Below are 25,832 nucleotides of genomic sequence, written 5' to 3'. Positions count from 1 at the left end.
TTAAGAAGATTTACGGACGCGTAAATACCACTCAGACAACAGCCTTACTTGTTTTTCTGTATAACCTTTCTCCATCATACGAGCGACAAAATCGTCGTGTTTTTTCTGATCATCAGATGAGGTTTTGGCATTAAAAGAGATAACAGGAAGTAGCTCTTCGGTATTTGAGAACATTTTTTTCTCAATGACGGTACGCAGTTTTTCGTAACTGGTCCAAACCGGATTTTGTCCATTGTTGTGCGCTTTCGCACGCAGTACAAAATTGACGATTTCATTTCGGAAATCTTTCGGGTTACTAATGCCTGCTGTTTTCTCGATTTTTTCTAACTCGTTATTGAGCGATGAACGATCGAAAAGTTGGCCAGTTTCAGGATCACGATACTCTTGGTCTTGGATCCAGAAATCAGCATAAGTAACGTAGCGGTCAAAAATATTTTGACCATATTCAGAATAAGATTCCAAATAAGCAGTTTGAATCTCTTTACCAATGAACTCGACATAACGAGGCACTAAGTAGCCTTTTAAAAACTCCATATATCGTTCAGCGATTTCTTGAGGGAACTGCTCGCGTTCAACTTGCTGTTCGATGACATAGAACAGATGAACGGGGTTAGCCGCAACTTCCGTTTGGTCAAAGTTGAATACGCGCGACAGTATTTTAAAGGCAAAGCGAGTCGATAAACCGGACATCCCTTCGTCAACACCTGCGTAGTCACGATACTCTTGATAGCTTTTTGCTTTTGGATCGGTATCTTTTAGCGTTTCACCATCGTAGACGCGCATTTTGGAGAAGAGTGACGAGTTTTCCGGCACTTTTAGGCGCGAGAGGATACTAAATTGACCAAGTAATTCTAGTGTGCTTGGTGAGCATGGCGCTTTGGATAGTTCGCTGTGTTCAAGCAGTTTTTGGTAAATTTTCACTTCTTCCGAGACGCGTAAACAGTAAGGGACTTTAACGATATAAACCCGGTCCAAAAACGCTTCGTTGTTTTTGTTGTTACGGAATGTCTGCCACTCTGATTCGTTTGAGTGCGCTAAAATCATGCCATCAAAGGGTAGGGCGGATAACCCTTCTGTCCCGTTGAAGTTTCCTTCTTGCGTGGCGGTTAAGAGTGGGTGAAGCACCTTAATTGGCGCTTTGAACATCTCAACAAACTCCATTAACCCTTGGTTGGCTTTACAGAGTGCACCGGAATAGCTATATGCATCGGGGTCATCTTGCGAGAAATGTTCTAGTTTCCGAATATCCACTTTCCCAACCAGTGACGAAATGTCTTGGTTGTTCTCATCACCGGGCTCGGTTTTTGCGACGGCAATTTGATCGAGAATTGAAGGTCGTACTTTGACGACTTTGAATTTGGAAATATCGCCACCAAACTCGTGTAAGCGTTTGGCCGCCCAAGGTGATGTAATTGAGCGTAAATAGCGTTTTTCTATCCCATATTCCTGCTTGAGGATTTCGCCATCTTCAACCACATCAAACAGACAAAATGGGTGGTCATTGACTGGGCTACGAACGCCATTTGCAGACAAAACATAAATAGGCATTTGTTGCATTAAAGCTTTGAGTTTCTCCGCCAGTGAAGATTTACCGCCACCAACTGGACCGAGTAGATAGAGAATTTGTTTTCTTTCTTCTAAACCTTGGGCAGCGTGTTTGAGGTAGGAAACAATCTGTTCTATGGCTTCTTCCATGCCATAGAAATCCTCAAAAGTTTTATAACGAGAAATCACCCGGTTAGAGAAAATGCGACTCAATCGGGGGTGTTTTGCTGTGTCTATCAGCTCAGGCTCACCAATCGCCATTAACAGCCGCTCTGCTGCATTGGCATAAGCACTTTTATCTTCTTTACACAGAGCTAAAAACTCTTGCAGTGATAGCTCTTCATCCTTGGCGGCTTCATAGCGTGCCTGAAAGTGGTCAAAAATACTCATAGTGAATTCCCCTCTGAAAACTGTCTAACTGACAACACCGCTTAAAAACACAAATTAATAACAATTTAAGACTAGTCCGAGTTTGACAATTTTGCTTAACAATTATGTGTTTATTTAAATTTCGTGACAGTAATAACGTCGATCAGGTTGAACTATTTAGTGTGTGAATATCAAGAGTTCGAGGGATAAGTTGGTGTTGGAGTTAATAACTGCGAGGGGGAATGTAAAAAAGACGCAGTGTCTGCGTCTTTTCATCTTTCGTCAGCCTACCTTGCTAGGTATTAAAATTTAGGCATTAAAAATTTGTGTAAATTCTGCGGTTGACAAATGGTATTGGCGAGGACAATTACGCCAAGCCGTTAACATGCGACGATATTTATCTGACATTGGCATTTGGCTGTTGAAGTGGTGATCGGCTTTATCAAATTGTGGGTAAAGCCCTTCAGACTCAACCAAGAAACGCACGTAATGAACGCGTTGTGACTCTTTAGCGATATCAAACCCTAAAAAGTGCAGGCGGCGCTGATCCACATTTTTGCTTTCTGCATCGGAGAGCATTTTGTGTGATTCTTGCATAGCGTGATACATCTCCATGATGTCGATCACTTCGCGGCACTCCGCTTCGGTCAAGCAGCCAAATTCTTTGTTGAGTTCTCGCATTTGCAGTTCATAACCACGTTCTACAATGGTTTGTAACCGCTTGTATTTTTTGGCGTTGTTGGGATCCATCTGTGACATCAAAAAATACTGATTAGATAGAATCAGTCGTTGAGCGTTGGTCATTTCCATGAAGGTAGCCTCACTAAATTTTATGTTCTATTTGATGGCATAAGGTTAACAGCAATTATCGACAATGAAACATGATCTCAACACGGATTTAATATGGAAAGCATAAAATGTGTGCAATTCTTGTTACTTTTTGTGTAAGTGGTTATAGATATAATCTTTGTCGGAAAAGACACGCAACCATTCTGGCTTAAATACGGATAGTATCGCTAACGCCATACCATTGAGCAGCCCTTCTGGGAAAGCGAGTAAAGGAACAAAAATTAGGTAATTATCGCGGATGACTTGCCAGTCATGTTGCCCAAGAAGCAATTGATAAGCGGTGTTAATGGCCAAATGCAGGCTACCCGTCAGGCCGCCATTTAAAAAACCAGCCACAAAAATAAACACAAAAATATTGCGCGGTAGATAATGATAACTCAAAGCAAACAAAGCATAACTAACTAGGATTGGCAGTAGCGATGATAGCAGTAAGTATTCGGGGATGTTAAAGAAGGCCAGTTTACCGACCGCCGCCAGTGCGAATGTAACAGGAATAGTTATAACAAATGCGCAGCGCCAGCCAAACATCATCGTGAGGGTTGTTAAACCGAGAAAATGGATAGGCAATCCTTCGGTCACTCCGGCTTGAGCTAACCACAAAAGAAAAAGCGCAAAAGAGGCAAAATAGGTGAGATGCTGAAAGGATTTCTCGGCCTTAAACTTTGTCCAAAATGAGTATTTAAAATCGCGAAGGGTCGTTAACCCAACAAGTAGCAGGAGCAATAGCACCGCAAGTTGTTCCAGCTGCATGGCTAGCCTCTCTATAAAAATACCAGCATTATGCTGGCATTTTTATGGTTATTAAATCAAGCAATCAATATTTTATGTTTGAGTGATACTGAGCTAAGATCCCAACGATTTTGTCCATGGTCTCTTTTGACGGCGGATTCACACCTTCTAATGGGTATTCTAGCCCCATTGCTTCCCATTTATGAGCGCCCAATTTGTGATAAGGCAGCAGCTCTACTTTCTCGATGTTATCCATATCTTTAATAAAATCACCAAGCATATGAGCCGCTTCTTCGTCATCAGTGTAGCCAGGAACAATCACATAACGGATCCACGTTTTTTTACCTATGGTGTGTAAGTAGCGCGCGAAATCTAAGGTTCGCTTATTCGACACACCAATAAAATCATGGTGGATCTCATCTTTCATGTGTTTGATGTCTAACATCACTAAATCAGTGGCATCGAGTACTTCATCAATCACGTCTGTGTGTTTGCGAATATAACCGTTGGTATCTAAGCAGGTGTGAATGCCCTCAGCTTGCGCTGCGCGGAATAAATCACGAACAAATTCAGGTTGAAGCATAGCTTCACCGCCTGAGCAGGTAATTCCGCCGCCAGAGGCTTTCATAAAATGGCGATAAGATTTTGCTTCGGTAATGATTTCTTCAACAGTCACTTCCTTGCCTTCATGGGTGTCCCATGTGTCACGATTATGACAATACATACAACGCATTAGGCAGCCTTGCATAAAAACAATGAAGCGAATTCCAGGGCCATCTACCGTGCCACAAGACTCAAAAGAATGAATACGACCAGTTGTTGACATCAGTTCATCTCGAATAGGTTATTTGCCCGTTATTTTATTACAAATGGTAGGGATTAAGTAGGGTTAATGTGCAATTGCCGCCGCATATCCTAAACCATATGTTGTGGCTCAAAATGAGTGTCATGAAATTCTGCACATTGACTACACTGTATAGAAATAAGAACTCGTTGAATGCGATAGGGTTTAAATAAGGAATAGTTCATGGATGTACAGTTTTCTCAAAAGCAAAAAATCAGTCTATTTTTAGTTATCCTTTGTGTTGGTTTTTTAGGTTTAGGGATTTATACCGCAAAGAGCTTGATGGGAATGGATGAACAGTATCGCTCCAGTGGCGAAGTGGCATCCGGTTCTGTGGCGATATTTACTACTCAAGCAAATTTGTTGTCGCTTGCATCAGAGCTAAACAACATGCAAGGCAATCAGGTCAACTCGATTTTGAATAAATTGGATCAGTTGATGGGAGAGGTGAATGCTAATGTTGCTTTCCTGCAAAAGACCAATTTTGCTCAAGAAGGGGAAGTGTTGCTCAAGGCGGCCAAACAATTTGACCAATTTTTGCGTCCTTGGTTGCAAGTGAAATCAGAAGTGGGTTTCAACGTTAACGAAGGTAAGCTGGGCGAGCTGAAAACGTTGGCCACCACGATAGAGAAAAAGATAGATGAGACGGGGATGGTTACAATCAACTCAGATTTTCAAGCCATGGTTAAGGCGCAGCAAAATTATTTATTAGAACCCACGGAGCAAAACTTAAAACTGTTTAATCGTGCTATGGCCAGTTTCGTCAATATGTCTGATTCTTATTCGATGTTGGATCTGTATGAAAAAGAGATACAACAATTTAAACAGGCTTTTTTACGTGTGAGTGAACTGTCTCAGCAATTGCAAGTGATGGAGAAACAAAGAGGCGATACAGAGGCGCAAGTTAAGTCGGTGATTCAAGATATTTCAACCAAGCTTTCCGCGTTGAGTGAGCAATATCAGTTGGCCGCAAAAACGACCGCATCGCAAACACAGTGGTCTGTATTGGCGGCCTGTGCGTTACTTGCCATATTGACCATTGCTATTTTCCTTACCTTTAGTTTTTCTCTTTCTCGTTCTTTGTCGCAAACTATTCACGTGTTGAACAATATCTCGCGTGGCGATTTGTCACGCCGTATGCCGATGACGAATAACGAAAAGGACGAATTCAATCAACTGGCATTGGCCATTAACCAAAGCTGTGAAAATTTAGGGAAATTGGTGAGTGGTGTGCAGAAAAGCAGTGAAGCCTTGTCTGGTGATGCCGCATCACTGAATGTTGGATTAGACACTTTGGTGACAAATCAATCTGATGTTTTGGGACAAACGCAATTATTGGCATCGGCCACAGAAGAGGTCAGCGTGACGACCCAAGAAGTCTCCAACTCATTGGAGTTTGTTGCGGAACTCAGTAAATCTTCTATGCAAAGCGCAGAAGAGGGAGGAAAAGTGATTTCCGTTGCTATTACGTCACTGGTTGAGGTTGGTAAAATCCTAAGCTCGGCCGCAGGCCACATTCATCAACTTGAACAAGCTTCTGCAAAAGTAGACTCGGTGATGGACATCATTAATGGTATTGCCGAGCAGACTAACTTATTGGCACTCAATGCCGCAATTGAAGCGGCGAGAGCGGGAGAGCAAGGTCGTGGCTTTGCTGTTGTCGCTGATGAAGTTCGAAGTTTAGCGGTAAGAACGGTCAATGCCGTGGCCGAAATTTCCGGCACTATTGATACTATGCAAAAGGAAAGTGCGGAAGTAATCACTTATATTGCGCAATCTGAGCAGTCTATGCAGAGTGGGCAAGAGAAAGGTAATGAGGCGATACAGGCCATCGCGCAAATTATCAAAAAAGCAGATGAAGCGGCGAATAAAACAGAAGCCATTTTTGCATCTATTCGAGATTTGGCGACCACTAGCCATTCAATGGCAGATAATATGATACAAATATCTCGAGCCATGAAAGCCTTGGAAGAGAACAATGAACAGTTAAGAGCAACCAGCCAGATTGTGGATAAACGCTCTAGCAGCCTAAGTGTAGACTGCCAAAGTTTCACCATATAATTTCAGTTTGCTAAACGTTAGAAAAAAGCAAAAAGAGAAATATTACCGACACCGTGAATGGAGTTTTTGTCTTCCTTATACTCAGGTGTGTTTGCGGTGAACGTTAAACTCGCACCGACTTGTTGAATATACCAAGCCGCACCAACTACGGCGGTCGCCTGAAGATTTTCCAAGTTAACTTGGTAATATTCAGATGGGTGATCCAATCCGTTTAAAGGCCTATCTCCTTCGATGGTAATGTCATTGAAGCGATAGCGTCCTTCTACACCTCCGAATAGAAACCATCCAGTATCCGAGGCACCAATCATCCCTGCCGAGAAAGGGTTTTCTGCACTGATTTGAGCACTGCCAAAGTTACCCGCAAGATCGGTCCCCCAACGCATCATAAAACCTGTGGAGAGATCACTGCGAAAGTTACCTACATTGACCTCTGAAACGTTGGAAAGCTCAACGTCAGTTCCTGCATAGCTGCGGTATCGTGCCAGATTAAAGTGAGACAGATAACCCACGCTGCCGACGATTTTTTCCTCTACTTGGTAGGCCCAGCCATTGGGTTCGTCAGATTTAGTGATGCTGTGCACTAACTTTTGCGCTTTCTCAGAAAGCGCAGCATCTCCGGTGGTTCCAATGGTTAAATTTGCCCGCGTGGCTTGTTGGGGATGCAAACTAATATAGTTAAGCTCGGTGTGTAAATACCCAGCGTAAGGTCGTTCGTTCGGCTCTGGTTTGGTAAGAGAAATCTCCGAAGGAGTCCACATTTTGTGGCCAATGCTGATTTCCCATTTGTCCAATGGGGCCGCTCCCCAAACCGAAAGGCTGAGTGGTTTAGCCCACCAATATGGAGCAATCGCCCCTGAGGTGTAGCTTAAAAATAAACCATTGGTGTAGTCGCGATCTACGCCAAATACGCCATCGTTATCGAGGTTAAAAGCAACCGTTGCGTGTTGAGAGGCCAGCGCAGAAGCACTGAGTAACGTCAATGGAAGAATGTGAAATAGCTTCATACGAACACTGCAGAGTATAGACAAGCCCTAATCATATAGGAAAGATGCGCTATTCAGTTGATAAATAGGCAATTGAATCAAAATAAATGTGGTAAGCGTAACATTTGTGGTCGATGCATTGCGCATTTTTGATTTCTGAGTATAAAAAAAGCCCCACTCATCGAGCAGGGCTTAACTATTTTGCTAGTAATTTAACTGAAATTATAGAGATTCAGTGAAAGTACGTGCAATAACGTCAGCTTGTTGTTCAGCAGTCAGTGAGTTAAAACGCACAGCATAGCCAGATACACGAATGGTTAGCTGAGGGTATTTCTCAGGGTGTTTAACCGCATCTTCTAAAGTTTCGCGATTAAGCACGTTCACGTTTAGGTGTTGGCCACCCTCAATGCCTGCTTCATGGTGGAAGTAACCATCCATCAGGCCAGCAAGGTTTGCACGTTGACTTGCTTCTTCTTTGCCTAACGCATTTGGAACGATAGAGAAAGTATAAGAAATACCATCTTGTGCATCAGCAAACGGTAGTTTCGCTACTGAAGTCAATGATGCTACTGCACCTTTTTCGTCACGGCCATGCATTGGGTTTGCACCCGGTGCGAAAGGCATACCAGCACGGCGACCATCAGGTGTGTTACCTGTTTTCTTACCATATACCACGTTTGAAGTGATAGTCAGGATAGACTGAGTTGGAATTGCATCACGGTACATCTTAAGTTTACGGATTTTGCCCATAAACGTAGAAACAAGTTGGCATGCGATGTCATCAACGCGGGCGTCATTGTTACCAAATTTAGGATAATCACCTTCGATTTCGAAATCGATCGCTAGGCCATCTTCGTCACGAATTGGCTTAACTTTTGCGTATTTGATTGCAGATAGAGAGTCAGCAGCAACAGACAGGCCAGCAATACCACATGCCATCGTACGTTTAACGTCACGATCATGCAGTGCCATTAGCGCGGCTTCATAGCTGTATTTGTCGTGCATGTAGTGAATGCTGTTTAGTGCGGTCACATATTGCTTCGCCAACCAATCCATGAAGTGGTCCATTTTTGCCCATAGTTCGTCATAGTCAAGATACTCACCTGCGATCTTGTCCATTTTAGGACCAACTTGGATTTTCAACTTCTCATCAATACCACCATTGATGGTGTAAAGCATGGTTTTAGCAAGGTTTGCACGCGCTCCGAAGAACTGCATTTGTTTACCTACAACCATTGGCGATACACAACATGCGATAGCATAGTCGTCAGAGTTCATGTCTGGACGCATTAAATCGTCGTTTTCGTACTGGATAGATGAAGTATCGATAGATACTTTTGCACAGAAACGTTTAAAGCCATCAGGTAGCTGCTCAGACCAAAGTACAGTGATGTTTGGCTCTGGAGAAGGACCCATAGTGTATAGGCTGTTTAGGAAACGGAAGTTAGAACGCGTAACGAGTGTACGACCGTCAAGACCCATACCACCCATTGATTCTGTTGCCCAAATTGGGTCGCCAGAGAATAGTTCATCGTATTCAGGAGTACGTAGGAAACGAACCATACGCAGCTTCATTACGAAGTGGTCGATCATTTCTTGAGCTTGTACTTCAGTGATTTTACCCGCTTCTAGATCACGTTGGATGAAGATATCTAGGAAAGTCGAAGTACGACCTAGCGACATTGCCGCACCGTTTTGTGATTTAACAGCAGCTAGATAGCCGAAGTAAGTCCACTGGATAGCTTCTTGTGCAGTTTCTGCTGGGCGAGAGATGTCAAAACCGTATTTTTCAGCCATTTTTTTCATTTGGCCAAGTGCGCGGTGTTGTTCTGCAATTTCTTCACGAAGTTGCATCGTTGCCGTTAGATCTTCACCGTTCTCAAAACGCTCTTGTAGAGAAGTGAATTGAGCAAGCTTATCCTTCATTAGGAAATCAATACCGTAAAGTGCTACGCGACGGTAGTCACCAATGATACGGCCACGACCATAAGCATCAGGAAGGCCCGTCAGAACACCAGACTTACGACACGCTAGGATATCAGGAGTGTAGATATCGAAAACGCCAGCGTTGTGAGTTTTACGGTATTCTGAGTAGATTTTTGAAATCATAGGGTCAAGAGTTCTACCGTATGCTTTGCAAGAACCTTCAACCATACGCACACCACCGTTAGGGATGATAGCGCGCTTAAGTGGTTTCTCAGTTTGTAGACCAACGATAGTTTCAAGATCTTTTTCGATGTAGCCTGCATCGTGAGCAGTGATGGTAGAAATAACGTCAGTATCGAAATCGACAGGGGCCTTAGTCGCGTTTTCCTGTTTGATACCTTCCATTACTTTAGCCCAAAGCTTGTTTGTCGCTTCAGTACCTTCAGAAACTAGGAAAGATTCGTCACCTTCATACGGCGTATAGTTCTTTTGAATAAAATCACGAACGTTAACTTCGTTTTGCCACTCACCTGCAACAAAACTTTCCCAAGCTTTAGCAAATTGCTCTGCCATGACATACCTACCTTTTTAGTAGAAAAAACACGTACCGTCTTCACCGTTGAGCCAGTTATCCTCGAAAGGAGCAGTACACTCTATTAATACAATATCTATATTCACACTATTCAATTATCTGAATATAGATATTGTGCTTTTAAGCCTTGAATGCAAGATTAGACTAAAATTTTTTTGCAAACCTTAAACTAAATCAATAAAAGTTAAATTTTTCAAATAAAGTTTGGGTAGTGCGAGCACTACCCAAATTCGTATTAGTCCAAGCTCATTATAGCCAAGCTTTTAAACCGTATTGGTTTTCAAGCATACCAACCGCAAGCATAGCAATTAAACAGATGATCAGCACACCACCTGGAATGATGATTTTGTCGATAAAAGACAGCTTTGATGCACGTTCTTTGTCGCCAATTAGGCCATTGTTATCGAGTAGCATGGTCAATGCCCATGCTAGAACAGGGTTCACCACAGCGCTACCAAAGATACAAATGCCCGCTGCTTGTGAATCTTTTGTGTTTCTTACCATTTGCATACCTGCTTCTAGTAAAGGAAGAAATACCCCTACTAATAGAGCAATACGCATCACTGGCGGCCAAACCGCTACGTCCATTGGGAAGCCAAGGATAGCAATAGTCATGACCAATAAACCTAAGATGATGGCACCACCAGGAATTGGGCGTTTAGCAATCGCCGCTGGGATCATATACGTTCCCCATGACGATGTGATATTACCACCACCAAGTGCTGTACCTACCATTTGACGAATTGAACACATGGTCATAGTGTCATCAACATCCATCAGTACTTTTTCAGTTCTCTTCGGATAGTTCAATTCTTGGAAAATTCGGTGACCAAGGAAATCTGGTGACCACATCGCAACGGCCAAAATAGCAAAGGGCAATGAGGCGATAAAGTGTTCTACTGTTGGCAAACCAAGCATCCAACCTTCAGTGGTTGAGCCCCACCAGTAAACAGGATTAAGGTTAGGTAAGCCCATTTGAGTTTCAAATTGAAGATCAAAGCCAGTACCGAATAAAAGCGCAATCGCAAGCCCAGTCATTGCACAGACAGGAATTGCTAACCAACGCATGTTGATTTTTGCAAGAAATGCATACAGCACAATATTGACACCTAAAACCACTAGGCCAACGTAACCTAAGCTGCCTGCGGCGACATCGGCCGATTGCAAACTGGTAGCCCAAGTTTGGATAGAACCAATTTGGCTCATTGTTCCGGTAAAGCCGAGGAAGATAAGCAACCCGCCTGCGGTTCCCTCGGAGGTTAGATTGACCAGTTTCGAGCCTCCTTTAAAGTAACTTAAGAGAAGACCAAAAACGCCAAGCAAAATTGCCAATGCCAAAGGGTGTGCACCGGCTAATGCGATTGAGCCGATAAGAGGGATCATTGGGCCATGGTTGCCAGCTAAGTTGGCTTTTGGGTTTAAGAAACCAGAGGCAATAACACAGAAGAAGAGGGCAGGAAATAACATCTCTACACGTGCAACTTCAATCGCGAAGTCTTTACCTAGATGAATGTGATCCCATGCTTGGGTTAGGCCATCAGCCCAAGACATCATTACCGCTGAGTACATGGCGATGATGCCGATTGTGCCCGCGATGGCTGGTACAAAATCTTCAAGTTCAAAACGGAAGTCACGACCAGGTAAGTTCAAACCAAAGCGACGGGGCTTCATGATTTGCAGTTCGTGGTCTAGGTAATCTGAACGGCTTGCAAACTCAGATGCTGGACGATGCAGCTCTTTATAGCTTTTCGTCTCGATTTCTGAGCGCTCATTGTTGACTACGTCTGGCATAGATTCCTCATATTTTTAAAAGTTAGTAATTCGTACTGAATCCTAGTAATCCGCGAAGAAGCGGTAATGTTTTTAATTGAATATGTAGCACATCTCATATGTGCTTGCATAACAACAACTAAAAAAGAGAGTGTGGTCATTTATACAACCTTATCTTTGCTCGCGAGTTTAGCTTGCTTATCCTTTAGGGTGATTGATCTTGATCACTTTAAGAATAAATGTGAAAGAAAACTACAGCAGCCTAATGAAAACGGGGGGTTGAGCCGTTACTTGCTTGAAATAAGTTTTCACATTGTGATGTTTGTAAAAGAGTTTCAATGATATTAATGACCTTAAATATCCTATGAATCTAGGTGTACTTTATACATAAATAGGTTGTCTATCTTTAAGTAAATGTTAACAAAATGAGTTAACTGTTAATTGCTTGATGTGCCATTTATATGCGCCATATGGAGAAGTATTGGCTAAAATGTGAATTTTTAATCAGATAAAATAACTAAATATCCTTATTTTCCAGGTTAATAATTTGTTGCATGTTTTCGGTGTGAATGCTAGTTTGTATCAAAAATGGGAGTTGGAATACTCTGCAGTAGCAAATACAGGGAGTTAAGCGCATGACTGATGTACCGGCGCTGAATATTAAAGAGCTGCACAAAACCTTTGGTCAAAACGAAGTACTAAAAGGAATCTCGCTAGAAGCTCGTAAGGGTGATGTGATCTCCATTATTGGTTCTTCTGGCTCGGGAAAAAGTACCTTTCTTAGATGCATCAATTTACTTGAAACACCAACCTCTGGTGATATTTGGGTCAATGGTGAACTCATTCAAATGAAAAAAAATCGGCAAGGTGAAGCTTCACCTGTGAGTGAAAAGCAGGTGCAACGAATTCGCTCACGCCTTGCTATGGTATTTCAGGGATTTAACCTTTGGTCGCACATGACGGTGTTAGAAAACGTTATTGAAGCACCAATTCATGTGTTAGGAGTACCGAAAGCACGAGCCATCGAGAGTGCTGAGGTGCTGCTAAAAAAAGTCGGCCTGTATGAACGTAAAGACTATTATCCTGGTCACCTTTCTGGTGGGCAACAACAACGTGCGGCGATTGCTAGAGCGTTAGCCGTGGAGCCAGAAGTCATGCTGTTTGATGAGCCCACTTCTGCACTTGATCCTGAATTGGTGGGTGAAGTGTTGGGTGTTATGAGAGACTTGGCAGAAGAAGGCCGTACTATGCTGGTAGTGACTCATGAAATGGCCTTTGCTCGCGATGTTTCAAACCATGTGATGTTCTTGCACCAAGGTTTAGTGGAAGAGCAAGGAGATCCAGCCATCCTGTTCACCCAGCCTAAATCTGAACGGTTAAAACAATTTATATCCTCTATTTATTAATGTGTTCATTATGTTGTGGTATTCGTCACGACATAAATATTAAGCAAAACCAACATAAACATAGCATGATAAATAAGTAAGACCTCAATCACAGGAGTATGGAAATGAAAAAGTGGTTATTAGTTGCAGCCGTTGCTGCTAGTGCAATGACTGGTATGGCCCAAGCGAAAGAATGGAAGACGGTTCGTTTTGGTATAGAAGGGGCTTATCCTCCTTTTAGCTGGACAGAGGCTGATGGATCTCTCAAAGGCTTTGATGTTGATATGGCCAATGCGTTGTGCAAGGAGATGAAAGTGGAATGTAAAATCGTTCCACAAGACTGGGATGGCATTATCCCATCACTGCTTGCACGTAAATATGATGCGATTATTGCAGCCATGTCGATTACCGACGAGCGCAAGAAAAAAGTCGATTTCACTGGTAAGTACGCATTAATTCCCAATAAATTTATCGCCAAGAAGGGAGCTGCGTTGGATTTTTCTAAAGAAGGTCTAAAAGGGGTGAAAATTGGTGTACAACGTGCAACAACGCACGATAAGTATCTTACTGATAATTATGGCGATGCAGTTGAAATTGTCCGTTATGGTTCATTTGATGAAGCCTATCTTGACCTAGCCAATGGTCGTATTGCGGCAGTATTGGGTGATGCCTCTGCATTGGAAGAGGGTGTGCTTAACAAAGCGGGCGGCGAAGCGTATGAGTTCGTCGGCCCATCATTAACCGATCCGAAATGGTTTGGCGATGGTTTTGGTATTGCGGTTCGTAAACAAGACAAAGATCTCACTCAAAAACTTGATATGGCGATTAAATCTCTTCGTCAACAAGGGATTTACCAAGAAATTGCGACCAAATACTTTAATTACGATGTATACGGTGAATAAGCTGTAACATCATATCTTACCCATATAATTAGAAGGTGAGAGTGGGCCGAGCATATGAATATGTTTATCGATCACTCTGTAATTAGGACTGGTTAGCTCAGTTGACTCCACCTTCTCAATTATGATGGGAATCCATTGATTCTTAACGGCTGGATCCTAGTTCCAGAAGTACCCAGCCGTTAAATTCTCCAGGGACTAGGGATGAATTATGTTGGACCTACACGGATATGAAGCCTCAATTTTGAAGGGAGCGGTGCTGACCATTGAAGTTGCCGTGCTCTCTTTATTACTTGCCATGTTACTTGGCATGCTAGGTGCGCTAGCCAAGCTTGCACCTTATCGTTGGGCAAGAGCCATTGCCACTCTTTATACGACCATCATTCGCGGTATTCCAGACCTTGTGTTAATGATGCTTATTTTCTTTGGCGGTCAAATATTGTTGAATAATAGCCTTTATTCAATCAACGAATGGCTAAACAATTGGTTTATGGCAAGTGACCCGAGCCATGAATGGACCGCTTATCTCCCCGATTATATTGATGTTAGCCCTTTCATTGCTGGAATACTAACCATAGGTTTCATTTTCGGTGCCTATATGGCTGAAACCTTTCGTGGCGCTATTATGGCGGTTGATAAAGGAGAGATGGAAGCGGCGAAAGCGTATGGTATGAGTTCTACCTTAGCATTTAGACGCATTTTGCTTCCTCAAATGGTTCGTCATGCATTGCCAGGGTTTGGTAACAACTGGTTGGTATTGCTCAAAACGACGGCACTTGTTTCCATTATTGGATTAGAAGATATGGTCAGAGTCAGCTCACTCGCGGCGGGTTCGACAAAAATGCCATTCACCTTTTATATGGCTGTCTCAGTGATCTTCCTTTTCTTTACCAGTGTATCAACCGGTCTTCTCAAATTGGTTGAGCGCAAGTTCAGCATTCACACGAGGTAAATATGGATTTTTCCCTTATTGCTCAAAGCCTACCAATTTATTTTAGTGGGCTGTGGACAACGGTTTGGCTGGTGGGTTTGTCGTTAATCATCGGTTTGAGCCTTGCCATCCCCTTAGCAATTGCTAGAAATAGCCACAACTATTTTATTCGTACTCCAGCATGGGCTTATACCTACTTTTTTCGTGGTACACCGTTATTGGTCCAGCTTTATCTCATCTACTATGGAATGGATCAATTTTTCCCGGTGAAAGATACCTTATGGGAAAACGCTTGGTTTTGCGCGTTGGTTGCTTTTGTTCTCAATACGTCCGCCTACACGGCTGAAATTATTCGCGGCGCGATCAATGGTTTGCCGAAAGGCGAAGTTGAAGCGGCGAAGGCATACGGAATGAGTACTTGGAAAACGTATCGACGAATTATTCTACCGAGTGCGTTAAGGCGTGCACTGCCCGCTTATAGTAATGAAGTTATCTTCATGCTTCACGGTTCGGCGGTTGCTGGTATTGTTACCATTATGGATTTAACGGGAGCTGCGCGTTTAGTGAACTCTCGTTATTATGCTCCATTCGAGTCATTTTTAACCGCAGGTTTGTTCTATATGGGCTTGACCTTCATTATTTTGTTCTGCTTCAAACAGGCTGAAAAACGCTTCTTAGCTTATTTGCGCCCATTGAGCTGAAGGGCTGCGAGTAGCAATTTGTTGTACCGAGTTTGTTTCTATAATCAAGGCATAGATTAAAATAAGAAGCGCGCTGAATGCGCGCTTCTTATTGGCACGTTACTTTCTGTTCCTACAAAGAAAAACTGGACCAAATTGGCGCGTGATCAGAAGGTTTTTCTATTCCTCGAAGTTCATAGTCGATGCCGGCCTCTTGGCATTTTTTTGCTAGGTTCGGGGTCGCTAAAATGACGTCGATTCGTAGCCCGCGGTTATCATCAAAGCCGCGTGAGCGATAATCAAACCACGAAAATTGATCATTTACATCCGGATTTAACTGACGGAATGTGTCAACAAAACCCCAGTCCATTAAAGTTTGTAACCATTCGCGCTCTTCAGGTTGGAAAGAGCATTTTCCCGTTTGCAACCAGCGTTTTCTATTGGCTTCACCAATCCCAATATCCAAGTCGATAGGGCTGATGTTAATGTCTCCCATCACAATTATTTGTTCGTCAGGGGAATGATGTGTCGTTAGGTAACCCATTAGATCTTTATAAAACTGACGCTTATAGGGGTATTTTGTTTCATGGGAAATATTCTCCCCTTGAGGAAAATAGCCGTTGAGTATGGTTGTTTTTTGGCCGTTGTCATCTTCAAAAGTGGCCATAATCATGCGTTTTTGATGATCTTCATTATCGCTAGGAAAGCCTTTCTGTACTGAAATGGGTTCCTTCTTACACAACATGGCGACGCCATAATGTGCTTTTTGACCATGAAAATAGACGTGGTAGCCCATGGCTTCAACATCCTCAAGAGGAAAAGCGTCATCGTGTACTTTGATTTCTTGAAGTCCAATGACATCAGGTTGATGCTTATCAATAATCGCTTGCAGTTGATGAAGGCGAGCTCTCAAACCGTTGATGTTAAAACTGATGACTTTCATATAATTCTGAACCTCTTGGTATGTCTGGTAATTTGTTATGATTTCTAGGTTTTGATTCTTTTTAATATGCGGAATTACTCGTTATTTAACGCTCTAATCTGACCGCTATCGCCACTTTGTCGCCATTTTTAGGCGCTATATTTTCATATCTGCAATAGGATTTAAGCGTATTACTTCTGACGGATGATTTGGAGAAAAGTGAGCATAAATCATCGTTAGTTCAATCTTCGAATGTCCTAGTGCTTGTTTCAAGTCAAGAATATTACCATCTTTACACATGAAATCGGTGGTGAATGTGTATCCAACTACTCTTTATGGTTTCAAATAAGCAAAGTCTTTGTTCCTCTCTCAGGAAAGTGAGCTCAGATTCTGACTTAGTCATTGGATTCACACCGTTAACTGGATTAGGTGATCCCGATTCATTCAAAGCAATCAGCTTGTTGACGATGGATTCGAGCAAGCGAAATCGTGATTGTTTGAACTTATAGCCATTTGTTGTTTTCATGCCCACGATCTATACCAGCTCTATTTGCACGGTAATGTGCCGAATGCCGAATGCGCACACAGTATAAATCGGGTGTGAAGCGCTAAACAGTGTACTTTGTTCTCAAAACAAATATTGGAAATCGTCTGATTTATCGCCTGATGAGCTTCGGAAAATAGCTTTTTTTGGATAACTGAGTAGAATGTTTCCTCTTCTGATTCACGGGTATTTTGAATGACAGTTAAGACCATCAAAGCAATAGATTTATTCGCCGGTGCGGGCGGCTTCACTTGTGCAGCACATAGTGCTGGAGTGGATGTTATTGCTGCTATTGAGTTCGATCAAGCTGCATCAGATACTTACCGCAAAAACTTCATTGAACGTGAAAAACGTGAAATTCTTTTAAGAGCTGGTCCTGTTGATGGTGATATCAACAACGTTGACCCCAAAAAGCTAAGAAAAGAGCTAAAACTAAGACCTAGAGAGCTAGATTTAATTCTTGGCGGTCCGCCATGTCAGGGTTTTTCTACGCACCGTATAAAAAATGCTGGAGTTAACGACCCAAGAAACCAACTTCTATTGCGCTATTTTGAATTCGTCAATGAATTTAAGCCGAAAGCGTTCTTAGTGGAAAACGTGGCTGGTTTATTGTGGAAACGCCATAAAGACTTTTTAGATAAGTTTATCGCTCTTGCTGAAGGGGAGCATTACATCATCAAATTCAAAGAAGTATTGAATGCTAAAGACCATGGTGTTCCGCAGAACAGGAAACGTGTTTTCATCTTAGGTGTAAGAGAAGATATAGATAAAAAGTATGACTTTCCTTTCCCTCCAGAACCGACACATTTTTCTCCGAGTTCTAAGTTCTCTCCTAAATGGGTGCCAGCATCAAGTGTATTTGAAAAGGTACCAGAGGAACTCTATGAAGAATATTGGATCAAATATTTTAGAGATAAGTCCAAGTGGACTTATGATGAAACAATGCAAACTTTGGCTTCTCTGCCATATGGTTCACCTTTTAAAAATAATGATCCGTGTGATGTAAACATGAGGCCTACGCCGAAAATGAAGCGCAGGTTCATGGCTACTCCATTAAATGGCAGCCGAGAAGATGCTGGTGATGAACATCGGTTGAAATGTCATTCAGGTGATTATAAAGGTCACAAAGATGTTTACGGCCGCATAATGATTCATCTGCCAAGTAATACTATTACCACAGGTTGTAACAATCCGTCCAAAGGGCGCTTTGTCCATCCTTGGTTACATCATGGTATGACATTACGCCACGCAGCTAGATTGCAAACTTTTCCAGATTCCTTTGACTTCGTAGGAAGCACGACTGATATGGCAAGACAGATCGGGAATGCAGTACCACCATTACTCGGTAAAGTACTGATAAGTGATATATGCAGTAGATTGAAATAACTAAAGTGCCTACAATGTTAGGCACTTTTTTTAATCAGGAACTAAGCTGCATGGCTCAAATGAATGTTAGTGCCAGAGCTGTTGACATGCTAGGTCGGCAGCAGATAGCGGGTATTCCAACTGCTATACACGAGCTGTTTAAAAATGCACACGATGCATATGCTAGAAATGCAGAAATTGATTACTACCAGAATCAAAACTTAGTTGTTTTACGCGATGATGGTATTGGGATGACGGAAGAAGACTTCATTAGTAAATGGCTTACTATTGGAACTTCAAGCAAATACGGCGTCAACAGAAAATCTGAATACATTCCTGAAGGAATGGCCGAGCGAAAGCTAATGGGTGAGAAAGGCATTGGTCGTCTTGCTATTGCATCAATTGGGCGTCAGGTAGTCGTTTTAACTCGCGCTGAACGTCGTGATGGGTTACATGATATGGTTGTAGGACTTATACACTGGAGCCAGTTTGAAATTCCAGATATAAGTATTTCAGATATTACCATTCCAACACGTACTTTCCCCTTGGGTATACTTCCAACTGCTTCAGATCTTAAAAGTATGGCTAGTGAGCTGATATCCAACTTGCAAAAATTGGGGAATAGAATCCCAAAAGAGTATTTCGAGTTAATTTCAAAAGATTCTGAGTTGTTAAGTTTTTCTCCGGAAATGCTATTTAAAAATTTGCAGGTACAAACTGAGAGTAATTGGCAAAAATCATGTTGCGAATCGGAAGGATTCAGTTCGCAACATGATGAAAGTCCGGTTCTTGATGGATTTGGGAAAGGAACGCATTTCATCATCATGCCATGTGATGAAACACTTGCTCTAGATGTTAAACCAAATGATAAGTCTACTACTGAACTGCAAAAGATATTGGTGGGATTTTCTAACTCTTTGTCAGACAATCAAGAAGCTGTCCTCACAACAAAATTCCGTTTGCACCAAGGTAATGCTGACCCACAGGAATTGATTGAAGCTGGTTTTTTCAATAAGTTAGATGCAGCGAATGGTGATCATTTTGTTGAAGGTGAGTTTGATGAGTTTGGTCAATTTAAAGGTTTTGTAACTGTTTATCGCGGAGAACCACAGCAACATATTATTAACTGGAATGAAAGCTTTGGGCATAAAACTCGTTGTGGTCCATTTAAAATTCAATTTACTTATTTACAAGGTGATAATAGTGAATCATTAGTTTCACCTGAAACATATGTAGAAATTAAAAATAAATTACATATGTATGGTGGTTTGTATCTCTATAAAGATGGGATTCGAGTATTACCTTATGGTAAGCAAGAGTTTGACTTTTTGAGGTTTGAAGAAAAGCGTACAAAGAATGCAGGCACAGCATTTTTCTCTCACCGGTTAATGTTTGGTGCTATCAGTATTGAACATGATGTAAACACAGAACTTGAGGAAAAGGCTGGACGAGAAGGTTTACGAGAGAATACTGCATATCGAGAATTTAAGGGTATTCTCGAACATTTCTTTGAACAATTGGCTGCGGATTTTTTTAGAGAAAACTCATCTAATGACAGATTCAGTGAGATAAAGAATAAGTTTAAACAGGAAGCTCTAGTTGAAAAAGAACTTCTGAAAAAGCGGAAGAAGAATGTTGGTCCAAAAAAAGAGCGATTACAGGCAGAGCTCGGAAATTTCTTCTCTGATCTAGAAAGTGGTTATTATATAAATGAAGCAAATAAGATCGCGCAGTTTGTGGAATCAGAACTGAATAAAACAGATGATAACTGGAGTGATAAAGAAAAACATAAATTTATAACTGAAGTTAGAAGTTATGTATATTCTAAATGGAAAGAATTAGACAAGAAGATCAAGATAATTCGACCAAATATTGGTTTGAATAAGTCGATCAAGCGAGATTGGGAATCCTATTTGAAGAATAGAGAGAAGATTACTAACGAAGTTATCATTCCAAATAAACAATCTATTGAAATTTTAATATCTGGCTATATAGAGCATAACGGCATTTCATTCTCTCTCCGAGACCGTGTTACCGAGTTATTAGAGGAAGAGAAAAAAACTCTGTCTAGAAACATTTCAACCTATAGAAATGAGTTGAAGGAAAATGTTGTCGAAATTGACTCGGCGATTAAGGTTAAAGCTAGAGTCAAGTCTAACGAGTATACTAATGCATTATCTGAAGTGATGTTAGAAATTAACTCAACTGCAATTGATACGATGTCCAGTGAAGAATCAATGGCTCTTATAGCTAATTGGGAAAATAGATTAGACGAAATAAATTCTCAAACAGATGCGTATTTTACAAAAATGCGCGATACGATTGAGCTGGTAATCAATGATTTAAATGATGATTCATCTAGTTCAGTTGATATCCTCAGTGCATTAGAGAATGAAAATGAACAATATAAAGAGTCTTTAAATCAATACTTTGAATTTGCGCAGTTGGGTATGTCGTTGGGTATTATTCAGCACGAGTTTAGTAGTACCGCCAGAAATGTGAGGGAATCTATTCGTTCATTGAAACCTTGGGCTGATAAAAATGAGAAGTTGGGCGGGTTGTATAATAACATTAGCCATAGTTTTGCACATTTAGATGGCTATCTAAAAATGTTTACACCACTTAACCGCCGTTTGTACCGCAGTAAAGTTGAACTTTCTGGAAAGGAAATAGAGAGTTATCTTCGTGATATATTCGATGAACGTTTAACTAGACACCATATTCGTTTGGAGGCATCACCTCAATTTTTAACGCGAACTACAGAAGTTTTCCCATCTTCATTTTTGCCCGTATTTATAAATGTCGTAGATAACGCCATTTATTGGCTAAACACCCAGAGAGAAACTGAGAATCCAACGAAGAATATTAAACTGGATGTGGACGGTGAATTGCTAACAATAAGCAATAATGGTCCCTCTATCGCTATTCAAGATGAAGAGAGAATTTTCGAATTTACATTTTCTCGAAAAATGGAAGGTAGGGGTATGGGGCTGTATATAAGCAAACAGTCTCTGAACAGCGAAGGATTTGATATTCAACTAATTAGTGGGGGTGCTAGTGCTTCTCCATGTTTTGCTATCGGCAAGCAGATTTCGGAGGAAGCATAATGTCCGCATTTCAAGAACATTGTAATGAAATAGTTAGAGAGTATGTCGAATCTGTCATCATAATAGATGATGGGGCAAATTTAGGACAGGGTTCAGATAAATTAGAAGGCGTTGATTCTATTGTTGAACCAGAACCAGAAAGAAATGCATTCTTAAAACCAGAGCCAAAGTTTGAACAAAAGATAATAAAAAATCCAGAAAAGAAAAATAGTCATCCACTGAATACATTAGAATTGACGAGTGCTTTTTATAATCTGGGTATAATGGCTGGTATTCATCAACCACAAATCATTGATGAAACACCAGATAAATTTGCAAAGAAGACTGTTGTAGCATCAATGTCGGCAGATATTATCATTTTGGACTGGATGCTTAAAAAACATGATGATCGATATAGTCAAGAAGTGGTCAAAGAGGTTTTGTCTAAAGATGCAATTTCTGGTGGGAGATTAAGAGCCATTGTAATCTATACAGGTGAGCCTAAACTAAATGATTTAAGGAATAAGCTTTGGACATTTTTGAATAATACCACTCTCAAAAAAGACAAAGACTTTACTATTTATTCCGATAGTTTAAATATCGCTTTTTACAATAAATCTGAAACCACTGCTGGTGAGAGGATTATTTCAGAACAAGAGCTGCCACATGCAGCTTTAATGGAATTTTCTACTTTAGTTGATGGTTTAGTGCCAACGTTCGCTGTTAAGTCTGCTTCTGAAATTAAGAGAAATATAGGCAGGTTGACATCTAAATTCTCAAAGACTATCGATGCTGCATACTTGTCACACCGCTCCTTACTCCCTTCGCCAGAAGATGCTGAACTATTTATGTTAGAAATTTTTGTTAGCCATCTCAGAAGTTTGTTAGCTATCTCTAAGCCGGACAAAACATGTTTAGGCTTTGAGGCGATAAAGAAATGGGTTGACTCATCAGAAGCGATGATCTGCAGAGAAATAAATGCTTGTGGTGTGAAGTTCTGTATGACTAAAGATGGTGTTTTAGAAATACTTGAGAATGGATTAAATAGTGATAGAGAAGATTATGGCTTAAAAAAGGTACTATTTTCTTTGATAGATAGCAGTAATGATAAAGGTCAAACATTATCGAAAAATAAAGTTAGTAGTTTGGTTTCTAAAGAAAAGTTACATGAGCTTTTCGCAATCTATTCAAAAGAAGGAGAGTTACTCGATTCTTTGAAAGAGCTTTCAGTCTTGTCTTTATTTAAAAGAACTCGAACAGACATAACTAAAAACTTTCCTTATTTAACTCAAGGAAGCGTAGTTTATTGTATCGGAAGTGAAACGTATTATTTATGTGTTACACCTAAGTGCGATACAGTAAGGCTGACTGGAAAACATAATTTTTCTTTCACCCCTTTAGAAGAGGCTGATACTAAATTTGATCTGATTATCCGAAACCTAAATCTAGACAGTTATAAAACTTTACGTACACAGAGTAAATTTTACAACTTGAAGCATATAGAATTTTCTCCTTCAGAAGATGGGCGAGTTCAGTGTACCGAAGATAATGGGCGATTAGTTTTTGTTTCTGAACAAAATATGAAATATCAATGGATCGGAGATTTAGAAGAACTACAAGCTCAAAACCGCGTTACTGAATTAGTTGGAAATTTAAGCCGCAATGGTGTTGACGAAATGGAATGGCTAAGGAAGCAGTACCAGTAGCCAAAAAGTATCCACCGGCATAGCCAATGGGTTTTCATTGTCATCCCTAAACCACCGCCTTGGGCGGTGGTGATTGAACTTTGGGGCTATTGCCTGAAGAAGTGCCCATGTTAGAAGTAAACCTCTTATTCACCACAAGTAAGAGGAAACAAAAAACATGGGCGACTACAGAAGTCCATCACATGTCCATTGGCGTTGTAAATACAAGAATATTTTTATTAACATTTATGTAAACTTACGATTGATCTCTCAAGTCAATATGCTCTAATTAAAACGGTCACCGTTTTGTCTGAAAACCCTATTAGCGCAGCATAAGGATGTAGTATGCGAACACTTTCGGTTCAATGGAAAATAACCCTTTTAGCCGGCCTTTGCCTGTTAATTACGTCATTGTCTCTCATTGGTTTTTCTGTTTATAACGCAGTGAATAACCAACAAGCAATAAAACAACAAAGTTCAGATTCTGTGATCAATAAATCGCAGCAGTTATTAGAAACTCGGGCGCGGCTCAATGCCACCGAAGTATCTGAATATCTCAGTGAAGCCATGTATCGGGCTCAGATGCTTGCTGATACGGCCTTGTTTTTCAAATCAAATACCGAAGAAAATTTTGGTGAAAGCGAAGCGTTAAGGACATCTTTAGATGAAATGGTTCGCAAGACGGTAGTCAATTATCCCAATGTTCAGGGGGCTTATCTCGTCTTTAAGCCAAATTTGCTCGATAGCGAGGATGACAACTACCAGAATGCTGACTATGTAGGCTCAAATGAAATAGGTCGATTCGCTGCATACTGGATAACGTCCTCCAATGGTGAAAATGTGGTGGCAAATGTATTAAGCGAAGTGGCATTGAAGGATGAAGGAAACAGTGAGCGTTTCGCCTGCCCGTTAACAACAGCTAGTGCATGTATCTCATCGCCTAAAATCGTGATTCAAGACAATGAAACGTTTCTTACTTCTTCTCTCTCTGTGCCCATTTTGATTGATGGCGTTGCGATTGGCTTTTTTGGCATCGATTTAAAGCTTAGCCCACTGGTAGCTATTGCACTGAGTTCAGATCAAAGTCTATTTGGCGGTAGTGGTAAGGTCTTTATTGTCAGCTTAAATAACACGCTTATTGCGACTGATGAGCGTGAATTAACCTTAGGCGCGCCACTGGCTGATTCCGTTTTGACTACAAAGGAGATCGCCAATCTTCTAGCCGAGGGTAAAGTCCATTCTCAATGGAATTCAGATCGGCAGTGGTTGTCTGTCTTTGCTCCTATTCAGGTGGCGAACCAGACTTGGGGCGTGGTTTTTGAAATGCCGACATCGAGTGTGCTAGCTGATGCCAATCAACTGGATCAGATCATTACTCAACAGGTAGAGAATGGCGTTAGAGCGGAGTTATTAGTCGGCGCATTGCTAGTCTTTTTAGGGCTCGCAATCATTGCGCTAGCTGCCACCCAAATTGTGAAACCTATTCGAGCGGTCGTGGAGCGGTTACAAGATATTGCTTCTGGCGAAGGGGATTTAACTCAGCGGCTTGTCATCAGTAGCCATGATGAAATCGGTGATTTGGCACGCGGCTTTAACCAGTTTTTAGACAAATTACAGGCTATCATTCAGCAGATCGTAGAAAGTGCGAACCAAGTAGCTCAAACGACTGAACAGGCACGGCAGTCTGCCGTACAAACACGTAGCCGTAGTGAGTCTCAATTTAAAGAGATGGATATGGTGGCGACTGCCTCTGAAGAAATGACACAAACAGCAAGTCTCGTTGTGCAAAATGCCGAGGCTGCGGTGCAAGCCGCTTCGCAAGCTAATCACTCCGCACTGACTGGGCAGGATGTCATCCGTGCCTCTGAAGCTGAGATGCATAAGCTGGTGGTGCGAATGAGTGATGCGGTGCCGGTTGTTGAAGAGTTGGCTCAAAACAATATCAATATTACCGAAATTTTAACGGTCATTGAGGGAATTTCACAGCAAACCAATTTGCTCGCATTAAATGCGGCTATAGAAGCGGCTCGGGCCGGAGATCAAGGGCGAGGGTTTGCTGTTGTCGCCGATGAGGTACGTAATTTGGCCCAGCGGACTCAGAATTCTGTGGGTGAAATACGCAAAGTGATAGAAAAAGTTCAACAAGGTACTGAGGGCGTAGTTGAGGTGATCCAGCAAGGAAACGCGTTAGCAAATGGAACTGCGATACAAGTCCAAAAGGCCGTTGCTGAATTAGAAATAGTGTTTGAATCCATCTCAGCAATTAACGATATGAATAGCCAGATTGTGAAAGCGGCCCAAGAACAGCAAGCCGTCTCTGGTGAAGTCAACCTCAGCCTATCCAATATTCGTGATCTTAGCGCGCAGATATTGACACTGGTCGGTGAATCAGAATCGGTTGGTGCTCAGATAAGCCAACTCTCGGCTAAGCAGCAACAGTTGGTTGGGCAATTTAAAGTCTAACGGCTGAAAGAGTAAGAAGTAGATGTTTGCTTCTTACTCTCTCGCAGTATCATCCAGTTTACGCAATAAATCCTGCTGTACGATTTTCAGCGCTTCAAGTGCGGTGTGTGGTTCAATCTGATTGGTTTCTAATAAGTAGATGAGATCGACAGCGAGCTTTATCTCTTCAGACGCACCGTCTAGCGGTACAGTAGGATCATTCAT

Annotated in this window: 18 protein-coding genes; 9 read left to right on the top strand and 9 right to left on the bottom strand. The window is 41.5% G+C overall.

Features of this window, described 5'->3' with window-relative positions:
* The 4 genes from EXZ60_RS03965 to pflA all read right to left on the bottom strand — a co-directional run bounded on the left by EXZ60_RS03965 (position 1) and on the right by pflA (position 4,318).
* Complete coding sequence (locus tag EXZ60_RS03965) at positions 1–1,935, bottom strand: PrkA family serine protein kinase (protein WP_013856540.1); 1,935 nt, start codon at positions 1,933–1,935, stop codon at positions 1–3.
* Between the two features lie 288 nt (positions 1,936–2,223).
* Complete coding sequence (locus EXZ60_RS03960; RefSeq protein WP_013856541.1) at positions 2,224–2,724, bottom strand: YfbU family protein; 501 nt, start codon at positions 2,722–2,724, stop codon at positions 2,224–2,226.
* A 123-nt stretch (positions 2,725–2,847) separates the two neighbouring features.
* Entirely contained in the window at positions 2,848–3,513 is a 666-nt protein-coding gene (locus tag EXZ60_RS03955) for an energy-coupling factor ABC transporter permease (RefSeq protein WP_019280921.1), read from the bottom strand.
* 64 nt (positions 3,514–3,577) lie between these two features.
* Complete coding sequence (pflA, locus tag EXZ60_RS03950) at positions 3,578–4,318, bottom strand: pyruvate formate lyase 1-activating protein (RefSeq protein ID WP_013856543.1); 741 nt, start codon at positions 4,316–4,318, stop codon at positions 3,578–3,580.
* Between the two features lie 201 nt (positions 4,319–4,519).
* Between pflA and EXZ60_RS03945 the strand changes: the two genes are divergently transcribed.
* Positions 4,520–6,397, top strand: coding sequence for a methyl-accepting chemotaxis protein (locus tag EXZ60_RS03945; RefSeq protein WP_017048071.1), 1,878 nt, complete (start codon positions 4,520–4,522; stop codon positions 6,395–6,397).
* Positions 6,398–6,414: 17 nt separating this feature from the next.
* Here EXZ60_RS03945 and EXZ60_RS03940 read toward each other — a convergent pair whose 3' ends face one another.
* The 3 genes from EXZ60_RS03940 to EXZ60_RS03930 form a co-directional block, all read right to left on the bottom strand.
* On the bottom strand, positions 6,415–7,401 hold the full coding sequence (locus EXZ60_RS03940; RefSeq protein ID WP_026027180.1) for a lipid A-modifier LpxR family protein: 987 nt from the start codon (positions 7,399–7,401) through the stop codon (positions 6,415–6,417).
* Positions 7,402–7,602: 201 nt separating this feature from the next.
* Positions 7,603–9,879, bottom strand: a complete 2,277-nt coding sequence (gene pflB, locus EXZ60_RS03935) for a formate C-acetyltransferase (RefSeq protein WP_013856546.1) — start codon at positions 9,877–9,879, stop codon at positions 7,603–7,605.
* 268 nt (positions 9,880–10,147) lie between these two features.
* The gene (locus EXZ60_RS03930) at positions 10,148–11,689 is read right to left on the bottom strand and encodes a DUF3360 family protein (RefSeq protein WP_017042289.1); all 1,542 of its coding nucleotides are present in this window, start codon (positions 11,687–11,689) and stop codon (positions 10,148–10,150) included.
* A 614-nt stretch (positions 11,690–12,303) separates the two neighbouring features.
* Here EXZ60_RS03930 and EXZ60_RS03925 point away from each other — a divergent pair.
* The 4 genes from EXZ60_RS03925 (at position 12,304) to EXZ60_RS03910 (ending at position 15,584) form a co-directional block, all read left to right on the top strand.
* Positions 12,304–13,074, top strand: coding sequence for an ATP-binding cassette domain-containing protein (locus EXZ60_RS03925; protein ID WP_013856548.1), 771 nt, complete (start codon positions 12,304–12,306; stop codon positions 13,072–13,074).
* A 104-nt stretch (positions 13,075–13,178) separates the two neighbouring features.
* Entirely contained in the window at positions 13,179–13,955 is a 777-nt protein-coding gene (locus EXZ60_RS03920) for an ABC transporter substrate-binding protein (protein ID WP_026028918.1), read from the top strand.
* 208 nt (positions 13,956–14,163) lie between these two features.
* The gene (locus tag EXZ60_RS03915) at positions 14,164–14,904 is read left to right on the top strand and encodes an ABC transporter permease (protein WP_013856550.1); all 741 of its coding nucleotides are present in this window, start codon (positions 14,164–14,166) and stop codon (positions 14,902–14,904) included.
* Positions 14,905–14,906: 2 nt separating this feature from the next.
* Positions 14,907–15,584: an ABC transporter permease gene (locus EXZ60_RS03910; RefSeq protein WP_017045191.1), complete on the top strand. Its 678-nt coding sequence runs from the start codon at positions 14,907–14,909 to the stop codon at positions 15,582–15,584.
* Between the two features lie 112 nt (positions 15,585–15,696).
* On the opposite strand, the gene xthA is transcribed toward EXZ60_RS03910, so the two are convergent.
* On the bottom strand, positions 15,697–16,506 hold the full coding sequence (gene xthA, locus EXZ60_RS03905; protein ID WP_069212014.1) for an exodeoxyribonuclease III: 810 nt from the start codon (positions 16,504–16,506) through the stop codon (positions 15,697–15,699).
* A 718-nt stretch (positions 16,507–17,224) separates the two neighbouring features.
* Between xthA and EXZ60_RS03900 the strand changes: the two genes are divergently transcribed.
* From EXZ60_RS03900 to EXZ60_RS03885, 4 genes are all read left to right on the top strand, one after another.
* Complete coding sequence (locus EXZ60_RS03900) at positions 17,225–18,415, top strand: DNA cytosine methyltransferase (RefSeq protein ID WP_277435310.1); 1,191 nt, start codon at positions 17,225–17,227, stop codon at positions 18,413–18,415.
* 50 nt (positions 18,416–18,465) lie between these two features.
* A complete protein-coding gene (locus EXZ60_RS03895) occupies positions 18,466–21,501 on the top strand; it encodes an ATP-binding protein (RefSeq protein WP_277435309.1) in 3,036 nt (1,011 codons plus the stop codon).
* A complete protein-coding gene (locus EXZ60_RS03890) occupies positions 21,501–23,186 on the top strand; it encodes a response regulator receiver domain (protein WP_277435308.1) in 1,686 nt (561 codons plus the stop codon). The genes EXZ60_RS03895 and EXZ60_RS03890 overlap by 1 nt, the downstream gene beginning before the upstream one ends.
* A 324-nt stretch (positions 23,187–23,510) precedes the next feature.
* Positions 23,511–25,628, top strand: a complete 2,118-nt coding sequence (locus EXZ60_RS03885) for a methyl-accepting chemotaxis protein (protein ID WP_277435307.1) — start codon at positions 23,511–23,513, stop codon at positions 25,626–25,628.
* 33 nt (positions 25,629–25,661) lie between these two features.
* Here EXZ60_RS03885 and rsmS read toward each other — a convergent pair whose 3' ends face one another.
* Positions 25,662–25,832, bottom strand: coding sequence for a pleiotropic regulatory protein RsmS (gene rsmS / locus EXZ60_RS03880; RefSeq protein WP_013856554.1), 171 nt, complete (start codon positions 25,830–25,832; stop codon positions 25,662–25,664).

Source organism: Vibrio sp. 1151_11, from assembly GCF_029478525.1.
GTDB classification, from domain to species: Bacteria; Pseudomonadota; Gammaproteobacteria; order Enterobacterales; family Vibrionaceae; genus Vibrio; species Vibrio anguillarum.
Note: the sequence above shows the minus strand (reverse complement) of the source record. Positions and strands in the feature narration are given on the sequence as shown.

What these genes read in the sequence shown, in the direction of transcription:
- EXZ60_RS03945 (WP_017048071.1), top strand. Translation starts at nt 4,520, where the DNA reads ATGGATGTACAGTTTTCTCAAAAGCAAAAAATCAGTCTATTTTTAGTT.
- xthA (WP_069212014.1), bottom strand. Translation starts at nt 16,506, where the DNA reads ATGAAAGTCATCAGTTTTAACATCAACGGTTTGAGAGCTCGCCTTCAT.
- pflB (WP_013856546.1), bottom strand. Translation starts at nt 9,879, where the DNA reads ATGGCAGAGCAATTTGCTAAAGCTTGGGAAAGTTTTGTTGCAGGTGAG.
- rsmS (WP_013856554.1), bottom strand. Translation starts at nt 25,832, where the DNA reads ATGAATGATCCTACTGTACCGCTAGACGGTGCGTCTGAAGAGATAAAG.
- EXZ60_RS03940 (WP_026027180.1), bottom strand. Translation starts at nt 7,401, where the DNA reads ATGAAGCTATTTCACATTCTTCCATTGACGTTACTCAGTGCTTCTGCG.
- EXZ60_RS03925 (WP_013856548.1), top strand. Translation starts at nt 12,304, where the DNA reads ATGACTGATGTACCGGCGCTGAATATTAAAGAGCTGCACAAAACCTTT.
- EXZ60_RS03885 (WP_277435307.1), top strand. Translation starts at nt 23,511, where the DNA reads ATGCGAACACTTTCGGTTCAATGGAAAATAACCCTTTTAGCCGGCCTT.
- pflA (WP_013856543.1), bottom strand. Translation starts at nt 4,318, where the DNA reads ATGTCAACAACTGGTCGTATTCATTCTTTTGAGTCTTGTGGCACGGTA.
- EXZ60_RS03920 (WP_026028918.1), top strand. Translation starts at nt 13,179, where the DNA reads ATGAAAAAGTGGTTATTAGTTGCAGCCGTTGCTGCTAGTGCAATGACT.
- EXZ60_RS03955 (WP_019280921.1), bottom strand. Translation starts at nt 3,513, where the DNA reads ATGCAGCTGGAACAACTTGCGGTGCTATTGCTCCTGCTACTTGTTGGG.
- EXZ60_RS03895 (WP_277435309.1), top strand. Translation starts at nt 18,466, where the DNA reads ATGGCTCAAATGAATGTTAGTGCCAGAGCTGTTGACATGCTAGGTCGG.
- EXZ60_RS03910 (WP_017045191.1), top strand. Translation starts at nt 14,907, where the DNA reads ATGGATTTTTCCCTTATTGCTCAAAGCCTACCAATTTATTTTAGTGGG.
- EXZ60_RS03930 (WP_017042289.1), bottom strand. Translation starts at nt 11,689, where the DNA reads ATGCCAGACGTAGTCAACAATGAGCGCTCAGAAATCGAGACGAAAAGC.
- EXZ60_RS03960 (WP_013856541.1), bottom strand. Translation starts at nt 2,724, where the DNA reads ATGGAAATGACCAACGCTCAACGACTGATTCTATCTAATCAGTATTTT.
- EXZ60_RS03890 (WP_277435308.1), top strand. Translation starts at nt 21,501, where the DNA reads ATGTCCGCATTTCAAGAACATTGTAATGAAATAGTTAGAGAGTATGTC.
- EXZ60_RS03915 (WP_013856550.1), top strand. Translation starts at nt 14,164, where the DNA reads ATGTTGGACCTACACGGATATGAAGCCTCAATTTTGAAGGGAGCGGTG.
- EXZ60_RS03965 (WP_013856540.1), bottom strand. Translation starts at nt 1,935, where the DNA reads ATGAGTATTTTTGACCACTTTCAGGCACGCTATGAAGCCGCCAAGGAT.
- EXZ60_RS03900 (WP_277435310.1), top strand. Translation starts at nt 17,225, where the DNA reads ATGACAGTTAAGACCATCAAAGCAATAGATTTATTCGCCGGTGCGGGC.